The 25,804-nt window shown below is 63.2% G+C and carries 21 protein-coding genes; 17 read left to right on the forward strand and 4 right to left on the reverse strand.

Annotation, left to right across the window (positions count from 1 at the left end):
• Window positions 1-35: 35 nt before the first annotated feature.
• The 3 genes from ACVOK8_RS07615 to ACVOK8_RS07625 form a co-directional block, all read right to left on the reverse strand.
• Window positions 36-812, reverse strand: a complete 777-nt coding sequence (locus ACVOK8_RS07615; RefSeq protein ID WP_481566302.1) for an OmpA family protein — start codon at window positions 810-812, stop codon at window positions 36-38.
• A gap of 55 nt (window positions 813-867) precedes the next feature.
• A complete protein-coding gene (locus ACVOK8_RS07620; RefSeq protein WP_481566303.1) occupies window positions 868-4,989 on the reverse strand; it encodes an ESPR-type extended signal peptide-containing protein in 4,122 nt (1,373 codons plus the stop codon).
• 206 nt (window positions 4,990-5,195) lie between these two features.
• A complete protein-coding gene (locus ACVOK8_RS07625) occupies window positions 5,196-6,059 on the reverse strand; it encodes a helix-turn-helix domain-containing protein (RefSeq protein ID WP_481566304.1) in 864 nt (287 codons plus the stop codon).
• A gap of 578 nt (window positions 6,060-6,637) precedes the next feature.
• Here ACVOK8_RS07625 and ACVOK8_RS07630 point away from each other — a divergent pair.
• From ACVOK8_RS07630 to ACVOK8_RS07710, 17 genes are all read left to right on the forward strand, one after another.
• Window positions 6,638-6,826, forward strand: coding sequence for a Flp family type IVb pilin (locus tag ACVOK8_RS07630; RefSeq protein WP_481566305.1), 189 nt, complete (start codon window positions 6,638-6,640; stop codon window positions 6,824-6,826).
• Window positions 6,827-6,841: 15 nt separating this feature from the next.
• Window positions 6,842-7,375: an A24 family peptidase gene (locus tag ACVOK8_RS07635; protein WP_481566306.1), complete on the forward strand. Its 534-nt coding sequence runs from the start codon at window positions 6,842-6,844 to the stop codon at window positions 7,373-7,375.
• On the forward strand, window positions 7,368-7,850 hold the full coding sequence (locus ACVOK8_RS07640) for a pilus assembly protein (protein WP_481566307.1): 483 nt from the start codon (window positions 7,368-7,370) through the stop codon (window positions 7,848-7,850). The genes ACVOK8_RS07635 and ACVOK8_RS07640 overlap by 8 nt, the downstream gene beginning before the upstream one ends.
• A gap of 30 nt (window positions 7,851-7,880) precedes the next feature.
• The gene (gene cpaB / locus ACVOK8_RS07645) at window positions 7,881-8,939 is read left to right on the forward strand and encodes a Flp pilus assembly protein CpaB (RefSeq protein WP_481566308.1); all 1,059 of its coding nucleotides are present in this window, start codon (window positions 7,881-7,883) and stop codon (window positions 8,937-8,939) included.
• A gap of 83 nt (window positions 8,940-9,022) precedes the next feature.
• Window positions 9,023-10,270, forward strand: a complete 1,248-nt coding sequence (locus ACVOK8_RS07650) for a type II and III secretion system protein family protein (RefSeq protein WP_481566323.1) — start codon at window positions 9,023-9,025, stop codon at window positions 10,268-10,270.
• A 27-nt stretch (window positions 10,271-10,297) separates the two neighbouring features.
• On the forward strand, window positions 10,298-11,548 hold the full coding sequence (locus tag ACVOK8_RS07655) for a CpaE/TadZ family protein (protein ID WP_481566309.1): 1,251 nt from the start codon (window positions 10,298-10,300) through the stop codon (window positions 11,546-11,548).
• 2 nt (window positions 11,549-11,550) lie between these two features.
• The gene (locus ACVOK8_RS07660; protein WP_481566310.1) at window positions 11,551-12,906 is read left to right on the forward strand and encodes a TadA family conjugal transfer-associated ATPase; all 1,356 of its coding nucleotides are present in this window, start codon (window positions 11,551-11,553) and stop codon (window positions 12,904-12,906) included.
• Entirely contained in the window at window positions 12,903-13,817 is a 915-nt protein-coding gene (locus tag ACVOK8_RS07665; protein WP_481566311.1) for a type II secretion system F family protein, read from the forward strand. Before ACVOK8_RS07660 ends, ACVOK8_RS07665 begins: the two co-directional genes overlap by 4 nt.
• A 37-nt stretch (window positions 13,818-13,854) precedes the next feature.
• Window positions 13,855-14,787, forward strand: coding sequence for a type II secretion system F family protein (locus ACVOK8_RS07670; protein WP_481566312.1), 933 nt, complete (start codon window positions 13,855-13,857; stop codon window positions 14,785-14,787).
• On the forward strand, window positions 14,787-15,632 hold the full coding sequence (locus ACVOK8_RS07675; RefSeq protein WP_481566313.1) for a tetratricopeptide repeat protein: 846 nt from the start codon (window positions 14,787-14,789) through the stop codon (window positions 15,630-15,632). The genes ACVOK8_RS07670 and ACVOK8_RS07675 overlap by 1 nt, the downstream gene beginning before the upstream one ends.
• On the forward strand, window positions 15,629-16,033 hold the full coding sequence (locus ACVOK8_RS07680) for a DUF3613 domain-containing protein (RefSeq protein ID WP_481566314.1): 405 nt from the start codon (window positions 15,629-15,631) through the stop codon (window positions 16,031-16,033). The genes ACVOK8_RS07675 and ACVOK8_RS07680 overlap by 4 nt, the downstream gene beginning before the upstream one ends.
• Window positions 16,034-16,041: 8 nt before the next feature.
• Window positions 16,042-18,189, forward strand: coding sequence for a pilus assembly protein TadG-related protein (locus tag ACVOK8_RS07685; protein WP_481566315.1), 2,148 nt, complete (start codon window positions 16,042-16,044; stop codon window positions 18,187-18,189).
• Window positions 18,190-18,338: 149 nt separating this feature from the next.
• Window positions 18,339-19,058: a DUF2968 domain-containing protein gene (locus ACVOK8_RS07690; protein ID WP_481566316.1), complete on the forward strand. Its 720-nt coding sequence runs from the start codon at window positions 18,339-18,341 to the stop codon at window positions 19,056-19,058.
• A 444-nt stretch (window positions 19,059-19,502) separates the two neighbouring features.
• Window positions 19,503-20,366: a thioredoxin gene (trxA, locus tag ACVOK8_RS07695; RefSeq protein ID WP_481566317.1), complete on the forward strand. Its 864-nt coding sequence runs from the start codon at window positions 19,503-19,505 to the stop codon at window positions 20,364-20,366.
• Window positions 20,367-20,534: 168 nt separating this feature from the next.
• Window positions 20,535-22,181 carry a FecR family protein gene (locus ACVOK8_RS07700; protein ID WP_481566318.1) on the forward strand — a complete coding sequence of 549 codons (1,647 nt, stop codon included), beginning with the start codon at window positions 20,535-20,537 and terminating at the stop codon, window positions 22,179-22,181.
• Window positions 22,178-23,821 (forward strand): CHASE2 domain-containing protein, encoded by a 1,644-nt coding sequence (locus tag ACVOK8_RS07705; protein ID WP_481566319.1) that lies wholly within the window; start codon window positions 22,178-22,180, stop codon window positions 23,819-23,821. The genes ACVOK8_RS07700 and ACVOK8_RS07705 overlap by 4 nt, the downstream gene beginning before the upstream one ends.
• 58 nt (window positions 23,822-23,879) lie before the next feature.
• Window positions 23,880-24,341: a DUF4442 domain-containing protein gene (locus tag ACVOK8_RS07710; RefSeq protein WP_481566320.1), complete on the forward strand. Its 462-nt coding sequence runs from the start codon at window positions 23,880-23,882 to the stop codon at window positions 24,339-24,341.
• 1 nt (window position 24,342) lies between these two features.
• On the opposite strand, the gene ACVOK8_RS07715 is transcribed toward ACVOK8_RS07710, so the two are convergent.
• On the reverse strand, window positions 24,343-25,647 hold the full coding sequence (locus ACVOK8_RS07715) for a hypothetical protein (RefSeq protein WP_481566321.1): 1,305 nt from the start codon (window positions 25,645-25,647) through the stop codon (window positions 24,343-24,345).
• Window positions 25,648-25,804 lie beyond the last annotated feature (157 nt).

Raw genomic sequence — 25,804 nt, forward strand, 5'->3', positions numbered from 1 at the left:
CAATGACATCGGTCGCCCACCTCGAAAGCTACGACTCAACCACCGTTGACGACAATTTCGACCCGCCGGTTCGGCGCCAGGCAATCCAGCAGTGCGGCGCCAGCGGCGTCATCACATTGCACCAGCGGCGCGCTGTTACCGCGCCCCTCGGCATGGATGGCGCCAGCGGGAATGCCTTGCTGCACCAGATAGCTGCGCACACTCTGTGCACGCCGCTGCGACAATTCCATGTTGTAGGCGTCACTGCCGATGCGATCGGTGTAGCCAATGATGTTCAGCGTCTCCGCCGCGGTGCTGCCACGGAGTTCCTGCACGAACTCATCCAGCTTTGCCCGACCGGCGGCAGACAGATTGGCGCTGTCAAAAGCGAACAAAGCGTCAGCCGACAACCGCAGCGGTGCCACCACCGGTGGCGGTGGCGGCGGCGCTGGCGCAACAGGGGCAGGTGGCGGTTCCAGCAAGGCGGCGCAACTGCCCGGCTTCCATCCCTGCCCGGCGGCTACCCCTTTGGAGTCGAACCTGACCTGGAACTGGCATTGGATCGGCTCAGCCCCAACCGAGCGGCGGAAATTGAATACATAGTTCCACTCACGCACACCCCACAAACCCTCGTTGAACTGTGGCGTACCCAGCAACTCCTGGATCTGACGCTTGTTCATGCCTGGCGCGTACTGGCGCAGGTTGTCCAGATTCACGTAGGTGCCGCCTGCGGGATAGGCGTGAGCCGGGTCCGGAAACTCCTCTCGCACCTGGCCTTTGCCACAGGCGGTGAGCGTTGCCAGCAAGACAAGTACGGTCCATTTCCTGTTCATAGCGTCCTCGATGCGTAGCCAGGGTTATCTGCTTGCAGTTAGCCGTTTGCAGTGCTCACCACTGGAAACCGGCACCCACGGTCACCCCGCCATCGCCGCGGGTATTGGCCGAGCCACTGAGCTTGTAGATCCAGCGGCCACCATCGGTGACACCTGACACACCCACCGCCATGCTCGACTCGCCGTGGAAGGTACTGGCCGCCATCGACGCCATGCGCCTGCCCGCTTCTGTTGGTTGCGGCAGCCCAGCCATCGCCATTGCCGAGGCAACACCGGCAGAGGCCCGGTCATCAATACGTTTGATATCGCGGGTGACATCGTTGAAACGTTGATCGGTGTAATTCTTCGACCAGTCCATGACCTCCCCCATGCCCTTGTTGAGTTGCGCGACATTGACGGCATCAGTAGGCGCTACACCGGTACCCACGTTGTGGATGACAGTGCTGGTGCCAGGGCGCCCCATTGTCACGCTGGCGTAGTTGGTGCTGCCGTCGGTGTTCTGGTCATAGCGCACCGTACCCTGCTGCGAGGCCTGCAACTGGCGCACGTTCACCGCATCGGTAGCCGCGGTGCCATCGCCTACGTTGGTTATCTGCCGCTCGGCACCCGCGGCACCGACCGACACGGTGTTGGCCCGCGTGGCCACCGAGCCAGCACCCAGCGCCACGCTGCCGGCTGCAGATGCGTTGGCGCCGTTACCGATCGCCACTGCTTGGTTGCCACTGGCCTTGGCTTGCGGGCCAGCAGCCACGCTGTCCTGCCCGGTAGCCGAGGCCGCCGCCTTGGTTGAGTTGACCGCAAAGTACTGGTTCCCGGCGCCGCCGTTCTGGATGTTGTCGATGCGATTGTTGACGTTGACGATGGAGCCATCCATCGCAGCCAGAGCGTCGGTGACATTGCCCAGCGTTTGCTGGCTGCCAACACCGTTGCTGTTGATTGAGGTCACGGTGAAGCTGGCGGCGCTCCACTGCCCGGTGCTGCTGTTGTATTGCATCGTGCCGCCTATCGCCGAGGCCACTGCCTCGTTGGTAGCCGCCAGCTGCCCACCATTGATCGCATCCAGGCTGCCACTGGTGACACTGCCAGCAGCCACGTTGCCCAAGGCAACCGCTGCACCGCTGCCATCGCCGGTCAAACGTACCGCGTTGGTCGGGTTACCGGCACCGTCGGCGATGTATTTAACCGCCAAGGGATCGCTGCTGCCCGGGACATTGCCCGGCAACAGATTGCGCAGGTTGAGCAGCGAATCGCTGATGGAGCTGAACGCGCTGCCGATGTTTGCGTACGACTGCAGCGAAGCCGCTCCCAGCACCCCGATGCTGTTGATCTGGTAACTCGGCGCACCCAGCACACCACCATTGAAGCTCGTGCCTCCACCCAGGTACGTCGCCATCGAGCTGCCCAGCCCAAACAGCTGGCCACCGTTGACCGCCTCCATGCTGCCCGCCGCAACCGCTCCGGCCGCGAGATTTGCCAGCACCGTACCACTGACCGCCTGACCGCTGCCCAGCGTTACCTTGCCGTAGTTGACGACACCATTGACGTCTTCGTCGTAGACCACTGCGGCCAGGCCCAGATCATCAATCTGATCCAATGCGCCACGCAGCTGCTTGACGTTCACCGCATCGGTGTCCTGGCTACCGGCGGCGACATGGGTGATCTGGCGCTCACGCCCCGCCGAACCCACGGCTACTTCACCGATGGAGGTCTGCGTAGCGGTCAAACCGAACGCGGTGTAGTTGTCCTGACCACCACGCGCGGCATTGGACTTGAAGCCCAGCGCCACGCTGTTGGCCTTGTCCGAAGTAGCACCAGCACCAAGCAGGGTCTGCGCGTTTGCTGTGCCCTTGGCGCTGTCGCCAACCACCACCGAATGACCCAGGCGCGCATCGTAGTCGGCAGTCGGGACACCGGTCTTGCCGCCTGCGGCATCGATGAACACCTGGTCCGCCGTCTGCGTTGCCAGCCGATGCTCGGCATTGCTGCCGATCACCACTTCCTTGGAGCCGTTGGCGAAGGCACCATCACCGATCAGCACCTGGTAATCCTGCGCTGCAGGCACTGCCCAGCATTTGGCAGTCACCGCACCCAACACGTTGAGGCAATCCGAGGCCCAGCCGGGCGCGCCGTCAGGCAACACCAGGCCAAGCAGCCCACCCGGATCGCCGTTATTGATGTTGGTGATGTAGCTGTCGGAGGTGACCCCTCCGATCAACGTCAAATGCGAGTTGCCGCCGGTGGTCAAACCACCAAGCCCGTCCAGCAGGCTGCCTACCGGACTCAGGTTCACCACCGGCAAACCCAGCACCGATACCTCGGAATAGGTCTGCATCACGTTGGTGCTGTTGACCTTCAGGCTGCCGCTATTGATATAGCCATTGCCCCCGAGGATGGAGGTAAGCGGTGAATCCACTAATTGGTTCACCGAGCCGACCAGACCTCCATTGCCGACGATCAGGCCCGATGGCCCGGAAGCCGGTGCCGGCGGCGGTGCAGCGGGCACCACCGGATTGCCGGTGAGGCCGCCAACAACGTTCGACAACCCGCCGGTCACACCACCGATCACGCCACTCAGTGCGCCGGTCACACCGCTCACACCCGATCCGGAGCCGGCGATGCCGCCCAGCGTATTACCGGTTGCACCCAGCAACGTGGACGCGGTGTTGTCGACCGTTTCCAACAGGTTCTGCACCGTGCCAGTCACGTCGCCGTTGGCCAGCGCGCCGGTCGTGTCCTGCAGACCGCCGGTCAGCGTGCCTACCGTATCGGTGACACCTGTGCCCAGCGTGTTCGAGCCGGTCACGCCGCCAACTACCGCACCGAGAAGATCACCGACGCCGTCCAGCACCGGCGCAGCGCCATCAACCACGCCGTTCGCAACACCACCCAGACCCGTACCCGCGATCAGCCCGCCGGTCAGTTCTTCTACGGCGTCCACCGTGCCGGTCACGGCACCATGCACCGGATTGCCCCCTTGCCCTGCGCCTGGCAGCAACAGGTCACCCACACCAGCAACGCCGCTGCCCAGCTGACCGGTAACCGAAGTCACCGTGGTACCGACGTGTGAAGTGACCGTGTCCACCGCAGCGACGGGCTGGCCTGCCAGCACCTCGCCAGCCACTTCCTTGACCGCACCCACCGTCGAAGCCAGCGCGCCCTGCAACGGGCTTCCGCCCTGCTGGCCCGGCAGCAGTCCGCCGAGCAAGTCTTCAACGCCGCTGCCCAGATGCTGGCCAAGCGGCGTCAACGTCGCTCCCACATGCGAAGTAAGCGTTTCGACCGCAGCCACGGGCTGGCCAGTCAGCAGCTCACCAGTTACTTCCTTGACCGCACCAACCGTTGAACCCAGCGTGCCCTGCAACGGGCTTCCAGCCTGTTGGCCCGGCAACAGCCCGGCGACCACGGCTTCGACGCCACTGCCCAGATGCTGGCCTAGCGGAGTCAGCGTCGTTTCCACATGCGAGGTGAGCGTTCCCACTGCAGCCACGGGCTGGCCGGTCAGCACCTCGCCGGTGAGCTCTTTGACCGCACCAGCAGTTGAAAGCAATGTCCCGTGCAGCGGACTTCCGCCCTCCTCCTTGCCCGGCAGCAGCACCGCGGCGATGCCTTGCAGTCCTGCACCGGCCGCTGTCAGCGGGCCGACCGTTGCAGTTACCGCAGCATTGGCCGAAGCCGACAGCGGCTTCACTGCGAGCGCAGCATCAGTTACGACAGACAACGCTGCTGCAGGCGAGGTCGCTCCGCCATGCGGGTGCAACTTCGGTAGCGCAGCACGCACACCCGCTTGTGCGCGTATCGCGGCTGGCGCAGTGGCAGCGCGCGGTTTGACCGCAACCGCCGCCGACGCGTCCACCTGCAGCAACGCTGGCAATGTCAAAGAGGCATTGAGCCCAGCACCAGCGCCGACTGTCGGCAGACTGGTGGCGACAATCTGCTGCGCGTCGGTGTTGCTGTATTTGGCGATAAGGTCCTGCAGGTCGCTCAGCTTTGCGTCGGTTGCCGACGCTGGCCCGGCAAGGGCCAGCGCAATGGCGCTACCCAAGCCAGCCAAGCTCCACGACATCGACGGCAACAGCCTTGCCGGACCCGAACGTTTCCCCTGTGCGCTGGCCAGTTCGGAACCTACGACGAAGGCATTGAGTGTGCGGTTCCAGACCAAACGGTAAATGCGGTTCATGTGGCGCCTCCGGTTCGACCCATCCGGGCGCGGACAGGTCTTGGTTCGTGAGGCCAGTACAGCGCTTGTGCACGCGATGGTTTGCCCACATCCGGCACATCCATAAGGCAATTTGGCAAAGCGATACCCGTTAGCGGCACGCCAATGCACGTATTCGGCAACTGCAACGATTAAGTGACGGGCATCACACAGCCGCTTTACCCAGCTCAGGCAGGCGAGTAAGTGCCGCGCATCAAGGTCTCGCTCGGCAATTCACCAAACACCTTGCGGTAGCTGTCGGCAAAACGCGACAAATCCCACAAGCCGCAGCTCAGCGCGATTGACTTGACCGACTTGCGGCCGGCATCCGCACTGGACAAGCTGCGGCAGGCCTCACACAGGCGCAGCATCGACAGATAGCGCACCGGGGAAATCCCTACCAGTTCCTCAAAGGCATAGCGCAGCGCCCGCTCGCTGACGCCTGCGGCGTCGCACAGCTCATGCATGTAGATATGGCGCCGCAGATTGGCGTACATCATGTCTTCGGCGCGGCGAAAAATCAGATAACGAGCGCGTCGGCTGCGATTGCAGCCAGCGCGCTCGGGCGCGCCATTGCTAACCACTTCCTTGACGTGTGCATCGAGCATGGCGTCTATCTCGTCGCCGCCGACTTCACCTTGGTGGATGCGTTCGTGCAAGCCCTGGTAGTAGGCCTGCAGCGGAATATGCGGGCGGTTGCTCAACACTGGTACGCCAGCCGCCTCTTCAAGGAGGCCACCTAGACGCTGCGCTGCCGCACGTTCCTGGAAGCGTTTGAGCGGGACCAGCACAAAGGTCATCCGACTACCAGCGCCCAAGGCAAATTCGGTAACACCCTCAGGCATCACCGATACGATGTTTCCTGATGCCAGTGGCACGCCATGGCACCAACTACTTTCCGAGTCCACCGTCTGCAGGCATCCCAACAGGCACCAATCCAGCGGCAGCATGAAGCGCCCACGTGTACGCGCGCCGACCTCGAAGGTGCACAACAACGCTTGGTCGTGAACAAACGAGGTGATCGATGCCGTAGGTGGCTGATCATCAAGCAAAACCAATTCAACGTGGCACACGCGAAGCGTGCCGCTCAGCGACGCAAGATCAAATGAGCGCAAACCGTTTCCGCCGACTACCGCATCCATGTGAACGCCTTTGCGCCCCCTGAAGTGGGAACGCGCTCCAGAAGCCCGACCATCCATTGCAGGAAAACCAGAAAAACCTGCAATCCCCTGCCGCACAGCCTGAAACTCGCATTACGGAACCGCAATGACAGACCGTTTCAATACGGTCTGCGCCTTGGATACTGACAAAAAAAACAAGCCTTCACGCTGGCTCCGCCACTAACTATTCGCGAAGTCCATCACATATATGAAAAACAATTCATTCTTGCCGAATTTGCGCATCCGTGAGCGGTACCGATTGCAATGATGCTTCCGGGCATGCGCTGCATGCCGACAGGGGACAACGGAAGCAAAGGTAGGGAACTGCCGGCACACCCGGCAACCTGAGCGACCGTCGGCACACTCTTGCCGGTGTCATGCGCATCCCAATGACCTCAATCGGGCAGCAATGCCCATCGCCCGGCTTTCTGTCGGTGCAACACCGACACCGGGTCATCAGGGAGAACATCATGAACGCACAGCTGCGCAGGTTTTTCCGGGAAGAAGACGGTGTGACCGCCCTTGAGTACGGGCTGCTGGCCGCCGTGGTGGCGGGCCTGATCATTTTCTTCGCACGTGATGGTCTGAAAGCCGTATTCCAGACCGTCCTCGACAAACTCACCGAACTGGTTGGCGGCGCCGACACCGGTACCACCTGAGCAAAGGCTACTGCCATGAGCATCGCCTATCTGACTGCAATGCTGCTCGGCGCCCACGTCGCCATCAGCGACTTGGTCGCCAGGCGGGTCTCCAACCGGGTATTGCTGGCTGTACTTGTGTGTGTGGCGGCGATGCAGCTGTTGCAGATTGGCAGCCCACCGTCGTTTGCCAGCTGCCTGCTCGGTGGTGTGATCGGGCTGGCGGCACTGCTGCCCTTCTATGCCATCGGCTGGATGGGCGCAGGCGATGTGAAGTTGTTTTCGGTGATCGGTTTTTTGCTGGGCAGCAATGCACTGCTACCGATCTGGATCATCGCCAGTTTGGCTGCCGGGGCGCATGCACTTGTCGCCATCACCTGGCCGAAAGCAGCCTACTGCACACCGCCTCGACTGCAACGGATGGTGCAGTCATGGCAAGGTTCCAGCCTGATGGTGGATTGGCAGATGGATCTGCGCTCGGCGCGCCGGGGTCGCCGCGGTATTCCTTATGCCGCGTACCTGGGGCTGGCGATGATCGTCATCGTGGTTGGTGGAGGTGGCCATGTCTAGGCAGAAATTCCCAACTCGGCGACGCATGCACGGCGTGGTGACCATCGAGTTCGCGTTGATGATGATGTTTGGCGTGCTGCCACTGTTGTTCATTACCTTCACCGGAGTGATGATTTTTGCCGCACAGCAGTCACTGGCGTTGGCCGCCGGTGAGGGGGCTCGCGCATCGTTGCGCTATGGAAATACCGCAGAACGACGTAGCAACGCCTGCGAGGCCGCCGCACGTTCGATGCAATGGTTGTTGAATTACTCAAAGAGCTCGGCCGCCTGCAGCAGCGCCAGTGCCGCGCCGATAGTCGTCTCTCAACCTTATGCGTGCGCTGCCGATAGCACTGTCAAGTGCATCAAGGTGACCACTTCGTACAACCATGACGCGCATCCCTTCATGCCGGGCACTGGCACGTTGATGGGCTGGACCATGGGCAAGTCATTGAGCAGTACCGCCGTTGTTCAACTGGATCTAGGCGACCGCTAAACGCGGACTCCAAGGGGGAGGAGCTTCAAGATGCCCAAGGCAATACGCATAGCTGCAATCCTGCTATTGGCCGTGGCCGCACTGCTGATGGTGCTGGCCTTCGGAATCGGCCGACGTGCAACGCCGACCACCGACGTCAGCAGCGCGACGCTACAGGCCAATCCATCCAAGCGGTTGATGGTGGTCGCCAGCAAGGATCTGCCCGCCGGGCAACCAATCACAGCTGCCGATCTCACCATCACCGAAATGGCCTTGCCACCAGCAAACGGCTACACCGACATCAGCGAAGTGGAAGGACGCACGCCGGCGAGGAGCATCGCTGCCGGCGCGATGATCACCAGCGAACAATTGCTACAAGGCATCGCCATTGGCATCAAACCTGGCGAACGCGCGGTAGCGGTGCCGGTTGATGAGCTTGCCGGGGTCAGCAACCGCGTCACGCCCGGCGATTACGTCGACGTATTCATGAGTCTGCAGGACCCATCCAGCCCTGGCAGCGGCCAGACCAATACCCAGGCACGACTGCTGCTCTCTCGCCTGCAAGTGTTGGGCTATGGCAACGCCGACGTAGGCCAAGCAAATAGCCGCGCCGACGAACAGAGCAACGAAGTTGGTTCTTCGTCACCGGAGCCAGGCAGCCGCGCCGAAACCATCGCATCACGCGATGGGCGTGCCAGCAGTTCAACAAGCTCGGATGCGGCACAGGCACGCAGCGCGATCCTGGCGGTTCCGGTGCAGGATGCAGGGCGTCTGTTGTTGGCTGCACATAGCGGCAAGTTGTTCCTGGCACTGCGCAATCCCGGCGACACTGGATTAGCGGACGAATCAATCTTTACAACGCCGGCAGCGGTGCTGGCGCTACGCGGGAATCTGGACGAAACAGCTGCGGAAGCCGCCGCGCGCCCAGAAAACCGCGCCTATGCCGGTATCGACCTGAACGCGCTGGCAGGCGGCAGCAGCCGCTCAACGCCCGCGGCAGCAACTGCTTCGGTCACGCCGCAACGGCGCCGCAGCGCACGACCGGCTGGCCGCCAAGGCATCGAGATCATCCGCGGCACGACCCCTTCCAATCAGCAGTCTTCGCCATGACCGGGGGAATCATCTTGCAACAGCGCTCTTCCATCACCGCGTCTGCGTTGCTCACCCTGGCGCTGTTGGGGGTGAGTGGCTTCATGCCACCGCTGACCCAGACCGCGCAAGCACAGGCAAGCAGCAACAGCGTCGTGCTTGAGCTCAACGAGCAGCGTCCTTGGAACCTGCCTGCCGGGGTAGAGCGGATCGCCATCGCCGACCCCTCCATCGCCGACATCACCCGCATCGGTCGTAATAGCGAGGCCTTGCTGGTTGGCAAATCCGCCGGCAGCACCACCTTGCTTTTATGGCTGCAGAAACAGACGGCACCAACGCGGATCCGGGTTGAAGTGCGTAATGCAGTACAGGGCGGGCTGCTCGATGGCAGCGGCAACCAGCTCACCGTACAAGACGGCCAAGCCCTGCTATCTGGCAGTGCGCCATCGCTACTTGAACATGAAGCCCGTCGCAAGGCTGCTGCCTCGGCCATCGGCGAAAAAGGCATGATCAGCGACGCAGCGACCATTGCCAGCGGCGGCGTGGTGCAGGTTGAAGTCAAAGTGGTGGAGTTCAACAAAAGCGTATTGCGCCAGGTCGGCATCAGCTTCAAGAACATCAACGGCGGCTTCAGCTACGGCATCACCTCGCCAAGTGGCAGCAATGACGGCGGTGCGCTTTCATCGGCTTTCAAGCTGGTAGCCAAATCCATCCCTGGCGCCTGGGATGCCAATATCGATCTGCTGCAAGCCAATGGCATGGCGCGGGTGCTCGCCGAGCCAACCCTGGTTGCCCTGTCGGGCCAGAGCGCAAGCTTTCTCGCCGGTGGCGAACTGCCAATCCTGGAGCCGCAAGGGCTTGGCACCACCACAGTGACTTTCAAACCCTTTGGCATCGGCCTGACCGTCACTCCAACCGTGTTATCGGCTGACCGCATCGCGCTGAAGGTAGCCCCGGAAGCCAGCGACCTGGATTACACCCGCGGCATTACCTTGGATGGCACCCAGATTCCCGCCATCTCTACCCGTCGCGCCGACACCACAGTGGAACTTGGCGATGGCGAGAGCTTCGTCATCGGCGGGTTGGTCAGCAGCCAACTGTCCTCCAATGTCAACAAGATCCCCCTGCTGGGCGACATCCCGATTCTGGGCTCGTTCTTCCGCAACCTCAGCTACAAGCGCGAGGACAAAGAGCTGGTGATCGTAGCGACGCCGCGCCTGGTCAAACCGCTGGCACGTGGTACCGAGATCCCGCTGCCCGGCCAACGCGAAGCACAACCCAAACTACCGGTCTGGGGCGCGTGGTTGCTGCACCCGGCCAGCCCCGACCAACTCCCTGGCTTCTCACGCTGAAGTGTCCCCATGCCCCCGGTGATGCCCTTGCCCCAGACCCAGAGCCATCCCGAATTGAATCTGCTGCTATACGCACCGGATAACCGTCATATGGCGCGTCTGGGTGCGGTATTGGCGGGGCAGGCCAATCTGCGCTGGGTTGATAGTCGCGAAACCAATCCGCGTCAGCTGCTCGATGTCGCTGCCGGCTCGGCGTTCGTCCTGCTCGACTATTGCGGGGGCAATGCAGCCTATTCCACCGACGTCGCCCGGCAGCTGCACGCCCTGCCCGACTGCCCTGCACTGATTGGATTGGGCACTACCGGCCCGGAGCAGGCTGCACACCTGTTGGCGGCGATGCGCGCTGGCGTGTGTGACTTTGTCGATACCGACAACAGCACGGCACAGATGCTGGAAGTGTTTGAGCGCGTCGGCGCAGCTCCCAGCCCAGTGCGTGCGGCCGCCGCACCAGAACTGCGCCCGGACGGCCGCCTGATCGTGTTGTTGGGGGTGCGCCCCGGCGTGGGCACCAGCACCTTGGCGACCCATCTCGGCGTGAGCCTGGCCGAACAAAACCCGGTCTCGCCCGATGTTGCCGGCCTGCAAGGATGGTTATTGCTGATCGACCTTGGCCAACCCGCGGCCGATGCAGCGCTCTACCTGGGCATGGAAAGTCACTTCAACTATGAAGAAGCACTGCGCAGCGTCGAGCGGATGGATCGCACATTCGCGGGCACCGCATTTGCACACCATGCCAGTGGTCTGGCCCTGCTTGGCATCGCCAGTGGCAGCCTGCTTAAAAAGCACGAGCCCATCTCCCTGCTCGACCGACTGCGCAGCGTCTTTCCACTGAGCCTTTGCGATGTCGGCGGCTTGCCGGTGCAACTATTACCAACCACCTTGCTCAAGAGCGCATCCGAAGTCTGGTTGGTTACCGACCAAGCGATTGGATCACTGGTATCGCTGGACCAGACCATGCGCGAACTGGAAAGCCGTGGCCTGCGCGACGAGCGCCTGCAGCTGATCGTCAACCGTTTCGACGCCAACGGCGGGCTAGCCGACACGCAGATCGCACAGCGCTTCAACCTGCCGTTGCTGGCCACCATTCCCGACCGTTCGCGGGTGCTGCGCTCCAGCGCAGGACTGGGCCGTTTGTTGACCGACGCTGCTCCGCGTGACCCCTATCTCAAGGCCTTGCAACCTTTGTTGCAACGCTTGGAACGGCGGCGACCTGCAACCCCGCCAATCACCGTGCCGGTCTCACCGCTGGCTCGTCTCGCCAATCTGCTGGGTAGATAACAATGGAAGACAAAGTCACCCCCTTGTCCCCGCGCATCGCCGCAGCAGCGCTGTCTGTGGAGCCAGTGCCGAACGTGCCGTTCGAGCAGACCGAGCAGTTCCAGACCGTGCTGTCGGCGGCACACGAATATCTGTTGAACCATGTCGAAGATCAGCGTGTCGACATCGATTCCTGGTCACCGGAAACCATCGGCAAGTTCGTGCGCACGCAGACCGCGGCCTTCGTCAAGGAATGGAAGATCCCGGTCAATGCATACGAGATGGAGGCCGTTGCCAGCGCCTTGCAGAAGGAACTGACCGGTTTTGGCCCGCTCGATGACCTGCTGCACGACCCGGAGATCGAGGACATCCTGATCAACGGCTACAAGGACGTGCATGTATCGGCCGGCGGCATGCTGCGTCGTTCCACCCAGCGCTTCGGCGACGACCGCCATCTGCTACGCATCCTGCGCCGCATCATCGCCCCGCTCGGCCGCCGCCTTGATGACTCCAATCCGATGGTCGATGCACGCCTGCCCAATGGCGGCCGTCTCAACGCCATCATCTCGCCCTTGGCCGTTGACGGGCCGATGGTATCGATCCGCAAGTTCCGCAAGGATCCGTTCACTCCCGACGAATTGCTGGGACGCGGCGCGTTCGATAAGCCGATGTACGCGCTACTCAACGCAATGGTGCGTGGCCGCTGCAACATCCTGATCTCCGGCGGCACCAGCTCTGGCAAGACCTCGCTGCTCAATGCACTGGCGACCTTCATCCCGCACAACGAGCGGGTCATCACCGTCGAAGACACTGCCGAGCTGGCCCTCAATCACCCGCATGTCGTGCGGCTGGAATCACGCATGGGCGGCTTTGACGGCAGTGGGGCGGTCAGCATCCGCGAGTTGGTCCGCAACAGCCTGCGCATGCGCCCGGACCGCATCGTGGTCGGTGAAGTCCGTGGCGCCGAGGTGTTGGAAATGTTGCAGGCGATGAACACAGGCCACGACGGCTCGATGGCCACCGTGCACGCCAACAACGCCCGCGACTGCCTGTACCGACTGGAAATGCTTGCCGGTTTTGCAGGCTTCCAAGGCAGCGAAGACAGCCTGCGCCGGCAGATCGCCGGCGCAATCGACTTCATCGTGCAGATCTCACGACTTGGCAGTGGTCGCCGGGTGATCGTCTCCATCACCGAGATTACCGGCGTCAGCGACAACGTCATCACCAGCCAGGAGCTGTTCAAGCACGAAGCCTGGATCGACCAGGAAAGCCGCGAGCGCGACCGCTGGATAGGCCTGGGCTTCCACCCACACTGCCACAAGCTCGAGCCGTTCCGGCAGGAACTGCGCGAGGCCAACATGGGGAGCTTCCCTTCATGATGCTGCCCTTGCTGCTCGGGAGCTTTGCGGTGCTACTGGTGGCCCTGGCCATGGGTCTGTGGTGGGGCTTGGCTACCCGCGTGCAACAGCGCGCCGCCGCCAGCCACGCCGACACACGGCTGTCGCAGCCCGATCCGCAGCGCGCCGCCGATGAAGCGCGCAATAGCCGCCCACCGAGTAAACGTTGGGCCGAAGTGCTGCGCAGGGCCGGATTGAAGGACTCGGTGCGCACCTTGATCCTGATCGCCTTGCCCGGCATCGCCGTCACCATCGGTGCTGGCCTGCGCCTTGGCAGCGCCTGGTTCGGCGCGTTCGTGCTGGCGCTGTACCTGCTGGGCGTGGCGTTGTGGCTGTACCGGCGCATCGACAAGATCCAACAGCGGCTGGTCGCGCAGATGCCGGATTTCCTGGAAAACATGGTACGCATGGCCGGCATCGGCAACAGCTTGTCGATGGCCTTCCAGAGTGCCACCCAGAACGTTGATCCGCCACTGCGCCCCATCCTCGACAACGCACTTACCTATACCCGTGCAGGCATGGACCTGGACCGTGCCCTGCAACACGCCGCGCAAGCCTATCGTTTGCGCCCCTTGGAAATGCTGGCGGTGATTCTTGGCACCAGCATCCGCATCGGCGGGCGCAGCGATCAGATCCTGCAGCGCATGAGCGACTTCATGCGCGATCTCGAAGAAGTGCAGCGCGAGCTGCAGGCAACCACCTCCGAGACCCGCATGTCTGCATGGGTGCTGGCCCTGCTACCGGTGGGCGCGGCCTTGTCGATGGCCTTGATGAGCCCGGACTTTTTCCAGCCCATGTTCCATGAGCCACTCGGCAAGAAGATCCTGCTGATCGCGATGCTGCTTGAGCTGTGTGGCGGCTTCCTGCTGTACCGGCTGGCCAAATCACTATGACCCCGTCAATCGCCCCTCACCTTCGTCGGAGAGCTGCATGAACCAGCTGTACGCCATCGCCATGATGCTGGTCGTGCTGGCCCTGGTGCTGGCTGCGGCCGGCCTGCTCTACCGTGGGCGCCGCAGCCAACAAGCCGGTGCGGCATTGCAGAGCGCCCTGGACACCGCCCAGCACGTGGAACAGGACAACGCACAGAAGAGCGGTTGGTGGCAGCAACGGCTGACTGATCTTGCTGCCATCGGCCAACACTTCGATGGCAGCCACGTGCAGAAAGCACTGCTGGCTCCTGAAGACAAGCTACTACTGGAACAAGTGGGCTGGAATCACAATACCGGCACCGCCGCGTTTCTTGCCGCACGATTGCTGCTGGCCTTGCTGATGCCGTTCCTTGCCGTACTGGTGTTGCAGCCGCACGGCGGCGACATGGTCATCATCCTGCTTGTCGGTTTTGCGCTTGGCATTCTGCTGCCGAAGCTGCTGCTGCGCAGCTGGGCTGGGCGCCTACGCAGAAAAGTGGATGAGGAGCTGCCCTTGCTGATCGATCTGCTGCGCCTGCTGCAGGGTGTTGGCTTCAGCATCGATCAAAGTCTGCAGATGGTTGGCGAAAAACTGCACATCGCCATTCCCGTGCTGGGCCGTGAGCTGCAACTCGCCAATGCCAGCTATAGCCGCGGTCGCAGTCGCGCGCAATCACTGCGACGCCTGTCTGATTCCTTTGACAACGACGACCTGCGCAGCCTTATTCAGATGATGTTGCAGGTGCACCAGCACGGCGGTGCAGTGCAGGAGCCACTCAAACAGTTCGGCATGCGCCTGCGCGAGCAGCGCCGCATGAGGATGAAAGAGAAGGTCGGCAAGCTCTCGGTGAAGATGACCGTGGTGATGATGGTCACCTTGCTGCCGGCATTGATGCTGGTACTGGCCGGGCCGGCCATCATCTCGCTGGCCGCCGCGATCAAGGGGATGTAATGAAAGCCGACCTGATGAAGATCAAAGCACTACTCCTGATCATACTGGCCCCCGTCTTGCTCGCCGCCTGTGGCGGCAACCCTGCCGCCTACAAGCAACCGCCAGTTGAACCAGCGCTGGTGGAAGCCGCGCAGGACGACCGCGGCATGTATCTTGGCCTGCTCAAACAGATGCAGCAGCAAGGCGCCTATTACGCCTCGTTGGCACATATCGACGCCTTCCGGCAACGCTTCGGCGACAGCCCGGAACTACGCATCCTGCAAGCCAATGCATTGCGCGAAACCGGTGATGACCAAACCGCAGCCAGCATCTACCGGAGTTTGACCAAGGGCGGCCAGGCCGCACCGGCCTGGCATGGACTTGGGCTGATCGCGGCCAGCACACGCGACCACTCCGGCGCGCAGCTTGCACTCGACAACGCGGTGCGTGCCGACCCACTCAATGTCGCCTACCTCGGCGATCTTGGGTTTGCACTATTGCAGGCTGGTCAAGTCGAGCAGGCACGGGCGCCGCTGGCCAAGGCAGCCGAGTTGGGGCCGGACAATATCCGCGCAATCTCCAATCTGGCGCTGTGGGCATTGCTGTCCGGCCAGGCGGCAACGGCAGAAAGCATGATGCAACGCGCGAACCTGCCGCCACCGACCAGAAGCGAAATCTACCGGCTCGCACAGACCCTGCGACAACCAGTCGCCGCTGCCATTCCCGCTGCAACGGCAGCACGCAATGCAACCACCCTGGCCGCGCAGCAGCCTGCAACCAGCAGCAGGCATGTACCGCGCCCACCCAGCTCGATGCTTGATCGTTTCACCCCCTCGTCGAACCCTTCGCAGGAGGTAACGCCATGATCCGAACGGCATCCATTACCGCAGCGCTGTTGCTGGCCACGTTCGGCAGCTGCGCATCAGCAGCCGACCAGCACGCACCGTTGATCGAACGCATGTCCGATACCAGCACCGGAACCGGCACAAACGCTGGCAACGGCACAGCTGCAGCCGCCGCTCCGACTACAGCCGCGACGGTACCGGCCACCACCTTCGCCGACCTGCCACGTTCGCAGGTAGGTGACACCACCCGCGCCCTGCTACAGCTGCAGGCTGACAACAGTCGCCCCGGCACTGCGCTGCCGATGCTCGGCGAGGCCGCAAGTCGCAGCTACCAGCGTTACCTCAACAGTTTTGAGCACCCGATCCCCGAGTACTTCGAAGCAGCGCTCCCCAATCCCAAGCAAGGCGGCGGTAGCCGCTGAGGCCCACCATGTACAGCCCGCGGCGGTCATCACTTTCATTGTCACGCGCGCTACGCGATCCATCCAACAGTGCGCGCCAACGCGGCGGTGCGGGCCTGCCAATGCTGTTGCTGCTGCTTGGGCTGGTAGTGATCCTCGGCCTGGTCGAGGTGGGCTACCTGTACTGGAGCAAGCGTGATGTTCAGAAGACCGCCGATCTGGCTGCCTTGGCTGGCGCGCAGCGGCTGGAACTGTGCACCACCGATTACAAAGACAATCTGGCAGCACGCAACAACGCACTGACCGACAATCAATTCGCCGGCCAGTTGGCAATCAACTGCGGCTACTGGGGTGCCGAGCTGGCGCCCGGAGCGCGCTTTGTCGGTGTTGCCAGCAACCGCCCCCTGAATGCCGTCCAGGTCACCGCCTCGCGGCAAGCGGTACCCCTGCTGGGCCAGCTCACCTCCCTGCCACGCATCAGCGCCACCGCCGTGGCCAAGCGCACAGCACCACAAGCGGCTTTCAGCGTGGGCTCGCGGCTGCTCAACACAAACAGCAATGCGCCGCTGCAAGGAATACTGCGGCTGGTCGGCGTCGATCTGACCCAGACCCAGATCGCCAGCTATCAGGGCCTGGCCAACCTGAAGATCACCCCCCGCGGCCTGCTGCAGGCATTGGGCATTCCCGTTGCCACCGACATCAATGTCGGCGAATTCAACAATCTGCTTGCCGCCAATCAGGTCTCCGTCGGCAAACTACTGGATGTCATGGCCTCGCTGGCCAGCCAACAGGGGCTGGCTGGGGTTGACCTGCGCCTGCTGCAGCAGAAGCTGCTTGGCGCCGGCATCAGCAACGCATTGGTGCAACTGGGCTCCACTGCCAGCAGCGGGGGCTTGTTCGCCAAGATTTCCGGCGGCAGCGAAGCGGCCAACGGCGCACTGGATGTAGACCTCAACGCTCTCGATCTACTCGGCACCAGCATCTCCATCGCCAATTCCAAGCACGCCGTCGAGATACCGCAGCTGGACGTGCTCGGCCTGCTAAAAGCCAAAGCAAGCATTGTCGAACCCGCCTCGATCGGCATCGGCCCGGTCGGCACCACCGCCTACAACAGCCAGGTGCGCCTGTTCCTGGATATCGACTCGCAACGGATTCCCGCGCTCGGCACGGTACTGAACTGGTTGGGCACCCGCATCAAGCTGCCCACCTACATCGATGTGATCGACGGCTTCGGTCAACTCACCGCCATCGACTGTTCTACCCAACCTGCTACCGCCACTGTCGACGTCACCAGCGCCATCGCCAATGTCTGCATCGGCAAGGCCACAACGCCATGGGACTCGACCCGCGAGCTATGCCGCACGGGGCTGGGTAACGAAACCCTGGTCAGCCTGCTCGGCCGCGATGTACTCAACAAGAAAATCTCTCTTGAAGCACTGTCACAACGTGATCAACTCACCTTGAGCGCGGGCCAGACCGGCACCGTCAAACCCAATGATCTGAAGGTAGGCACGCTGGTCGCGGATCTGGTCGACGCATTGCTCGGCACCGTGCAGTCACTGTTCGCACCACAAGGCAACAGCACCGATGCGGCCAAGGATCTGGCGGTGCAGTACCTCGAAGCCACCAAGAAAAATGGCCTGTACCAGCCCGCCGTCGTGGTTCAGGCCCTGACCAACGGCAACAGCGATGCCAATCTGCCGGCACTGGGCAGCTGGACCACTGAAATCCCAACCTGCGAAAGCTGGCTTCTGGGCTGCACGCCGAAAAAGGTGCAAGGCGATGTCTGGCAGGGCTTTCTCTACGAAACCACGATCAGCAAGCCCAGCGTGCTCGGCGGTCTGCTCGACGTACTCGGGCTGACATCCTGCCAAGGCCTGATCGCCGGCCTTGCCTTCAACGACTGCGTCAGCAACTCGCTGGCCAAGTACCTGCAGACCAAGCCCGGTGGCCTCAGCGGCAACGGCGGCTACAACCCGGTCACTGGCAGCGGCAACTGTGGCAGCGTGCTGTGCCTGCTGCTCAAACCGGTCATAGACAATACCCTGCGGCCCTTGCTCAATGGCGTCGGCAACCTGCTCTCGAAGCTGCTATCGGACGTGCTGGGCCTGCAGTTGGGCCGCACCGACGTGCATATGCAGTCGATCCAATGCGGCCGCAGCCAGCTGGTCGAATGAGGGCCACCCCAAACAGTGCAGATGCCCACACCGCAATGCTTTCCAGCGCCAGATCGCGTGCTATGCTCGGGTACGAAAAAGGCGCATTCATGAAATGCGACGGCCATCGCAATTCGGGGGAATTACGAGGACTTATGAGAAGGATCGAAATGCTTCCGAGCCGGTTTGGCTGTGCACTATTCCTGGTTATTGGTCTGCTGACGGCACCTGCCGCGATGGCCGGCCGTTGGCAGCGCGGTGAAGCCGAGGTACCGGCCGCCCCCGCCAACAGCGAAGACAGCGCCGTTGGCAATACCGTAGCCGAGCTGAAACGCTTGATGGGCAACCAGGAACTTACCGAGCTCCGTACTACCTACAACGGTAACTACGGTGCCAGCCTGCTATTCCATGCCGACTCGCTGAACTATTACGTGGCGCTGTTCCACGAGAAGGAGTTCTGGCGGGTGATCCGCACCGACTCGGTGGAAAGCGCCGAATCGCTCTACCTCACCTTCGCCGAGCAGACCAAGCAGTTGGCCCAAGTCTATCTGGACACCATCCGCCTGCAGGCCGGCAAGGGCTATAGCGAGAAGCTGGTAGCGATGAACGAGCGCCGCCTGCGCGGCCTGCAGCAGGAAGCGGAGCAGCAACGCCAGCAGTCGCTGCAGGTCAGTAACGCCCTGCAGGAGCGCAAGCAGCAAGCCGTGGCACTGAGCTCGGACCTGCGCGCCACCAACACCCAGCTGGAAGCCTTGAACCAGCAGATCAAGGCCTTGCAGGCGCAGCAGGTCAATCCCGAATTGACCCTGCCAGCGACCCCCAGCGTCGCCCCGGCGACCGCCGCCACCCCGGTGATCCACAACAGCCAGGAACCGGCCAGCCACCCCTGAGGTCCTGACTTCAGCGCAAAAACGCGAACGCCGCCTTCCCTCGGGGAAGGCGGCGTTTTTGTAGTGCCGAGCCATGCTCGGCAAGGGCCTGCCCAGCAACGCATCGGCCCGGGGCCGCCCGCTGGAGCGGCGCAGGGTAGCCTCGGGCCAAAAGCCGCGAGGCCACCACGGTATCCGCCCGCGGAGCGCGTCCCCCTCCTCAAGCCTCCCCTTCGTTGCCGAAAGGGAGGCAGCAGGACATGGTGCCGAGCCGCGCGCGGCAAGCAATTGCCCGGTGAAGCCCCTGCCGAGCATGGCTCGGCACTACGGCACTATCGGTAAAGCCCAGTGGCTCATGCCCTGCAGCCTGCCTCGCCTGTTATTTGCCGCACCTGTCCCCACAGAGGTTGAGAATCCGCCCCGCCATCGCCATAAAGGACATTCCTGACAGCAACGTAGCCAGCCATGAGCGATCTTCCCCACGTATTCGAGGCCACCACCGAAACCTTCGAGGCCGAAGTCCTGCAGAAATCGATGCAGACCCCGGTGCTGGTCGATTTCTGGGCCACCTGGTGCGGGCCGTGCAAGAGCCTGGGGCCGCTGCTGGAAAAGCTCGCCGGTGAATACAACGGCGCGTTCGAGCTGGCCAAGGTCGATGTCGACAAGGAACAACAGGTCGCTGCCGCCTTCCAGATCCGCTCGGTACCCACCGTCTTCCTGATCAAGGACGGGCAGATCGTTGACGGTTTCCCCGGCGCGATGCCCGAGGGCCAGCTGCGTGAATTCCTGACCCAGCACGGCGTCATGCCGGCTGAGCCAGCTGCTGCCGTCGAAGAAGAAATCCAGGCGCTGCCGCTCGACCCGCAGGCCGAAGTCGCCGCATTGCGCGAGGCCATTACCGCTGAGCCGGACAAGGCCGAACTCAAGCTCGACCTGGCCTTGGCACTGCTCAAGACCGGTGCAACCAGCGAGGCCGGGCAACTGCTGGACGGTTTGCCGGCCAACCTTGCAACCGACGACCGCGCGGTCCGCGCGCGTGCGCGCTTGGATTTTGCCGCCGCTTTGCAGGAGGCACCGGCCGCCGATGTACTGACAGCGCGCCTGCAGGCCGACGGCAATGACCTGGAAGCACGTTACCTGCTCGGTATCCAGCATCTACTCGCCGGCGAAGATGAAGCCGCGCTGGAGCAGTTCATCGAGATGCTGCGCATCGATCGCAGCTTCCGCGACAGCCTGCCAAAAAAGGCGCTGATCGATGCCTTCCGGGTGGTCGAAGACGAAGACCTGGTGGGACGCTACCGCCGCAAGATGTCTTCGCTACTGTTTTAACTTGATGCCAGACAGTTCAATTTGCGTGTCAATTGCACGAAAATTGACAGCCCATCGGGGATGATCCAGCCGTGGCCCTCACCACGGCGCCTTGGAATGCATAACGATGAAGTTGCAAGCAGCACGATGTCAGCGTAACGGACACGCGTTTTTGGAGCCAAAGTGGCCGTGAGAAACATCGACGTTCGCCCATCCCTGTTGCAGCTGACGGTAGCTGCGTTGCTGCTGTGTTGGGCAACGCTGGCCAGCGCCCAGGACTGGACCTACCGCGCACGCCCCGGCGACACCTTGTGGGATCTGAGCGCGCGCTACCTGCAGGCCGACGTGCAATGGAAACAGTTGCAGGCCCATAACAAGATCGCCGATCCATACCGGCTCCCGCCTGGTCAGACACTGCGTTTCCCTATCGCCTGGCTGCGTGTGCAACCAGCACCGGCACGGGTGGTCGCACTACGCGGGCAGGCCCAGGTGAGCGACCCGGTCAACGGCGCGCGCGCCTTGCAGGCCAATATGCTGCTGCCGATCGGCAGCCAGCTGCAGACCGGTGACGATGCCAGCGTCACCCTCAGCTTTGCCGACAATTCACGCCTGCAACTGCGGGAGAACTCGCTGTTGCAGCTCGACCAGCTCAGCAGCTATGGCGCCACCGGCATGGTGGACACGCGCATGCGCTTGCAGCGCGGGCGCAGCAGCAACAAGGTAACGCCAGCGCGCGGGCCGGCATCGCGCTACATCATCACCGCCCCCACCGCGACCAGCAGCGTGCGCGGCACCTTGTTCCGGGTAAACGCAGGCGACCAGGACAGTCCTGCAGCCACCGAAGTCGTCGAAGGGCGTGTGCAGGTCGGCAATCGCGCCGGCCAGCGGGTGATTGGTGGCGGCCACGCAACCCTGATCCGCGCCGCGGGCAGCGCGCCGGCACAGCCGCAGCCATTGCTGCCGGCCCCACAGCTGCTTGAATCACACTTGCGGCTGCAACCACTGCCGTTGCTGGCTTCCTGGCAGCCGCTCGGTGCGGCCAAACGTTACCGGGTAGAGGTAGTGCTGGCGGCGACGCCGGACGTCGTATTGTTCGCCCGCGAACTGGCAGAAACGCAGATCCGCATCGACAGCTTGCCGCCAGGCCAGCTGCGTCTGCTGGTACGTGCCATCGACACCGATGGCGTCGAAGGCCTGGATGCAGAACATGATTTCTCTGTACCGGAGGGCCTGCCCGCGCCCTTGACGCTGGCGCCGCTGCATGGGCAGACCGTGCATCAGCTGCAGCCACGCTTCCAATGGGCCAAGGTTGCCGGCGCCACTGGCAGCGTGCTTCAGATCGCCGACAACCCGGACTTCCTGCAACCCTTGGTCGAACAACAGGCAAGCAGCCAGCAATTGCGCATCCACCGCCCACTGCCGGCTGGAAACTATTTCTGGCGACTGGCCTCAATCGATGCTGACAACAACCCCGGTCGCTACGGCCAGGCATTACCCTTGAAGCTCAGTGATGTGCCCGTTGCGATGCCTCTGGACTCGGCAAGAGACCACAAGGGCCTGCTGACCCTGCGCTGGCCGGCCGACAGCGCCGCCCAGCACTATCGCGTGCATATCTCACGCAAGGCAGACTTCTCCCGACTGCTGCTGGATGAACAAGTGGACATTCCCGAGATCGCATTCAAGCAGCCTTGGCGTGGCGGCACCCTGCATGTGCGCGTGCAGAGCATCGAGGACGATGGTTATGCCAGCAAGTTCTCCACGCCGCAGCAGATCCAGCTGCGCTGCCGTCTCTGTTATGGCGTCGGCGCAGGCGCCTTGCTGCTGCTTGCCTTATGAGGCCACTACGGCCGCGCTGGCAGGTCCGGCTGTTGTTTGTACTGGGCTGCGCGCTGGTGGTCGGCTGGCTCAGCCATACCCGGGTGTTCTGGCAGCAGGATGTCGCCAGCTATGACCTGTTGGTGGGCGACTGGGAATACCAGCCTGACCCACGTCTGGCGATCATCGCCATCGATGACCGCAGCCTGCAGCAACTGGGCCAATGGCCGTGGCCGCGAAGCGTCCATGCGCGGCTGCTGGATCGCCTGCACCAAGCGGGCGTGGAGCGTGTCGCACTGGACCTGATGCTGCCCGACGCCGACCGCAAGGACGCCAGCCAGGACAACGCCTTGGCCGCCGCGATCCGCCGCAATGGTCGGGTCGTGCTGCCGGTACTGGCCGCACCGGCCAGTGACGAAGCGGTGCCCGAGGAACTGCTGCCCGTACCAGCCATTGCCAAAGCGGCAGTAGCGCTCGCACACACCGATATCGAGGTGGACGGTGACGGCGTTGCACGCGGCGCCTACCTCAAGGCCGGCATCGGCTCGCCACACTGGCCTGCACTCGGTGCCGCACTGGCCGGTATCAACGAGCCGTTACCGGGCATGGTCGATCCTGCGCCACGGACCCGCTCTCCTTATCAATGGCATCGCGATCATTACGTGCGGCTGCGCTATGCCGGGCCGCCGGGCAGCTTTCCGCAGATGTCCTATGTCGACGTACTGGAAGGCCGGATACCCGCCAACCTGTTGACGGGCCGGCTGGTCATAGTCGGTATGACTGCCAGCGGCATCGCCCCACGCCTGCTCACCCCGACGTCGCGCGACAACTGGATGAGCGGCAGCGAGTATCAAGCAAACGTCGCATCGATGTTGCTGGCCGGCAACGCCATCCGTCCGCTGCCACCGCTGCTGCAGACTGCAATCACCATAGCGCTGGTGGCACTGGGCGCGCTGGGCATCACCTCCGCCATCCGCCAGCGCTGGCTGCTGGGCGCATTGGCCATCCCTGCTCCCATACTACTGAGCCTGGCTCTGCTACATGGCGCGAATCTGTGGTTCGCACCAGTTGCGGCGACCGCTGGCTTCATCGGCATGCTGTTGTTCTGGACGCTATGGCAGATGCGCTACTGGCGCCGCCAAGCCAACCGTGACCCGCTTACGGGCCTTGCCAACCGCATGCGCTTTGAAGAGACGCTGCGGCGGGAAACCGATGCCGCCCGCCGTAGCGGCCGCCCCTTGACCCTGTTGCTGATCGATGTGGATCACTTCAAGAGTTGCAACGACAGTCACGGGCACTATGTCGGCGATCGCCTGCTGCGTTACCTTGGCCGCACCATCGAGGATATGGCACGGCGTCCGCGCGACCTTGCCGCGCGCTTCGGTGGTGACGAATTCGCCTTGATCCTGCCCGACACCCCGCCGGCCGGCGCCGAACAGTTGGTGCAGAGCTTGATCAGCCGCGTACGCCAGCTCAGCATTCCGATCGACAAGGCGCAGCACAGCAAGACCCGAACCACCGTCACCATCGGCGTATGCAGCGTGCTGCCCGGCCCCGACGACAGCCCGGCACGCCTGTTCGAAGCCGCCGACGCCGCCTTGTACCAGGCCAAGCAGGCTGGCCGCGACGGCTACCGCATCGCCCCACCCTGGCCGCACTGAGCCATTCCATACGCATGCGAATGCTAAACTCCGATTCCCCTGTAAGCCCGCATTCGCAATGAAAGCCAGCCTGTTCCGCCGCGGCATCAACCTGTGGCCACCATTCCTGTTCGCCGGCATCCACGTCACCGCCATCAGCGCCGACTACCGCTACGTGCGGGTCGAGCTGCGGCAGCGACCCTGGAACGTGAACTACGTGCGCACCCACTTCGGCGGCAGCCTGTTCGCGATGACCGACCCGTTCTGGATGTTGTGCCTGCTGCAGAATATGGGCAGCCGCTACTTCGTCTGGGACAAGGCCGGCACCATCGAGTTCCTCAAGCCCGGCCGTGGCGTGGTGTGGACCGAGTTCCGGCTCGATGACGCCACCCTGGACGAGGTCAAGGCCGCCACCGCCAATGGCGACAAATACCTGCACTGGTTCGAGAACGACGTGCTCGATGCGAACGGCGAGGCGGTCGCGCGGGTCCGCAAGCAAGTCTATGTGCGCCTCAAGCCGGAAGCTCGCGGCCAGGCCTGAATCACTGCCGGACGCGCGTTACCGGCAGCGGCAGGCGCAACGGTCCTTCGCTGCCGGCCTTTGCGTACAACGCAACCTGCAGGTTCCGGCCGTCATCGCTCAGGTGCAGCGGCCGTTCACCGTCACGCAGGTGCGCCGGCATCGCTGCCAGTGCTTCGACAGCATCGCCATGTGGATTGGCGCGCAACCATAACAGTGCTTCGGCCAGGCGCAGGCTCGCACCGGCATCCTGCAGGCGCAGCGCATAAGACCGGTAAGCGGGCGCTGCGATGTCACCCAGGACACAGCCAACCATATTGGCAACGCATTCAAACCGCCACGACGACGGCACCGGCGGCTCGATGAACAAGGCTCGATCAGCAACCAGCACCTGCGCGGCCGCATCGGTACACGCTCCCTGCATCGCCAACGCGGTGCGGGCCTTGCTTTTGTCAGGGTCCCAGACCAGCACGGCCAGCGGCTGCTCCATCAGCGACAGCCCTTCGGTAACAAGGCGGAACTCACCCCGCATGGCCGGACACAGACTCAGTGCAGAGGCTGGCGGGGTGGTGAAAACGCCATCGCAGGAGGTGGGCAGCGGATGCTCAGCAGGCAGTTCGGCCAGCACCTGCGCCAGCACACTCACATTGCCGCGGACCATGGACGCCCCCAGAACCGCCGGCATCAACCCATCGCCATGCGTCATCAGCATCTTCGCCGTGCGGGTGTCGTTGCACAGTCCTGCCAGCGCGTCGGCGCTGCGCCCCTGCACATGCGCCAAGGCGTGTGCGGTCAGCGAACGCTGCAGCAATGCCCAGTTCGGCATCGGGGCCCGCGCATCAGGCGTGAACGGATTCTGGTAATGGTCGTAAGCCGACAATGCCGCTATCCGCGTCAGCAAAGCCTGCTGGCCGACCAGCGCGGCTTCGGCCGAGGCAGGGTCCGCACGTAACTTGGCGACGCAGTCGTCGCTGGTCCAACGGCATGCTGGCTGCAGCGGTGGCGCGCTGACATAGCGCTCCTGCGCCGCGCGCAACGTCATAGGCTGCACGTGGTCATCGGTCAATGGCTGTTTGGCCAGGGCTGCGAGGCGCTGGCGATCTTCTTCGATCAAGCCCGGCCGCTCTGCCATCGGAACATCGTCGAAGTCCAGCAGCCAGAGGGCCTCGAAGGCATTGCGCCCGACAAAATGGGTGGGTTGCTGCATCAGCGCCAGCGCGTCGCGCTCCGCCTTGGGTACTGGCATCAATCGCGAAACAATCCATGCCGCAACAACCACGATGATTACCAGCAGCATTCCCCCCAGCACCCAACGCAGTCCTTTCAACACAGTGTTCCTCCCCAACGCACCCGTCCCTGAACGCCAGAAGGTTAACCGGCTGCGCCATCCCGCTACAATTTGCGGATGTCGCCCGAAGCCGGAGGGGGGGGGGGGGGGGGGGGGGGGGGGGGGGGGGGGGGGGGGGGGGGGGGGGGGGGGGGGG

Source organism: Stenotrophomonas sp. STEN083, assembly GCF_056759195.1.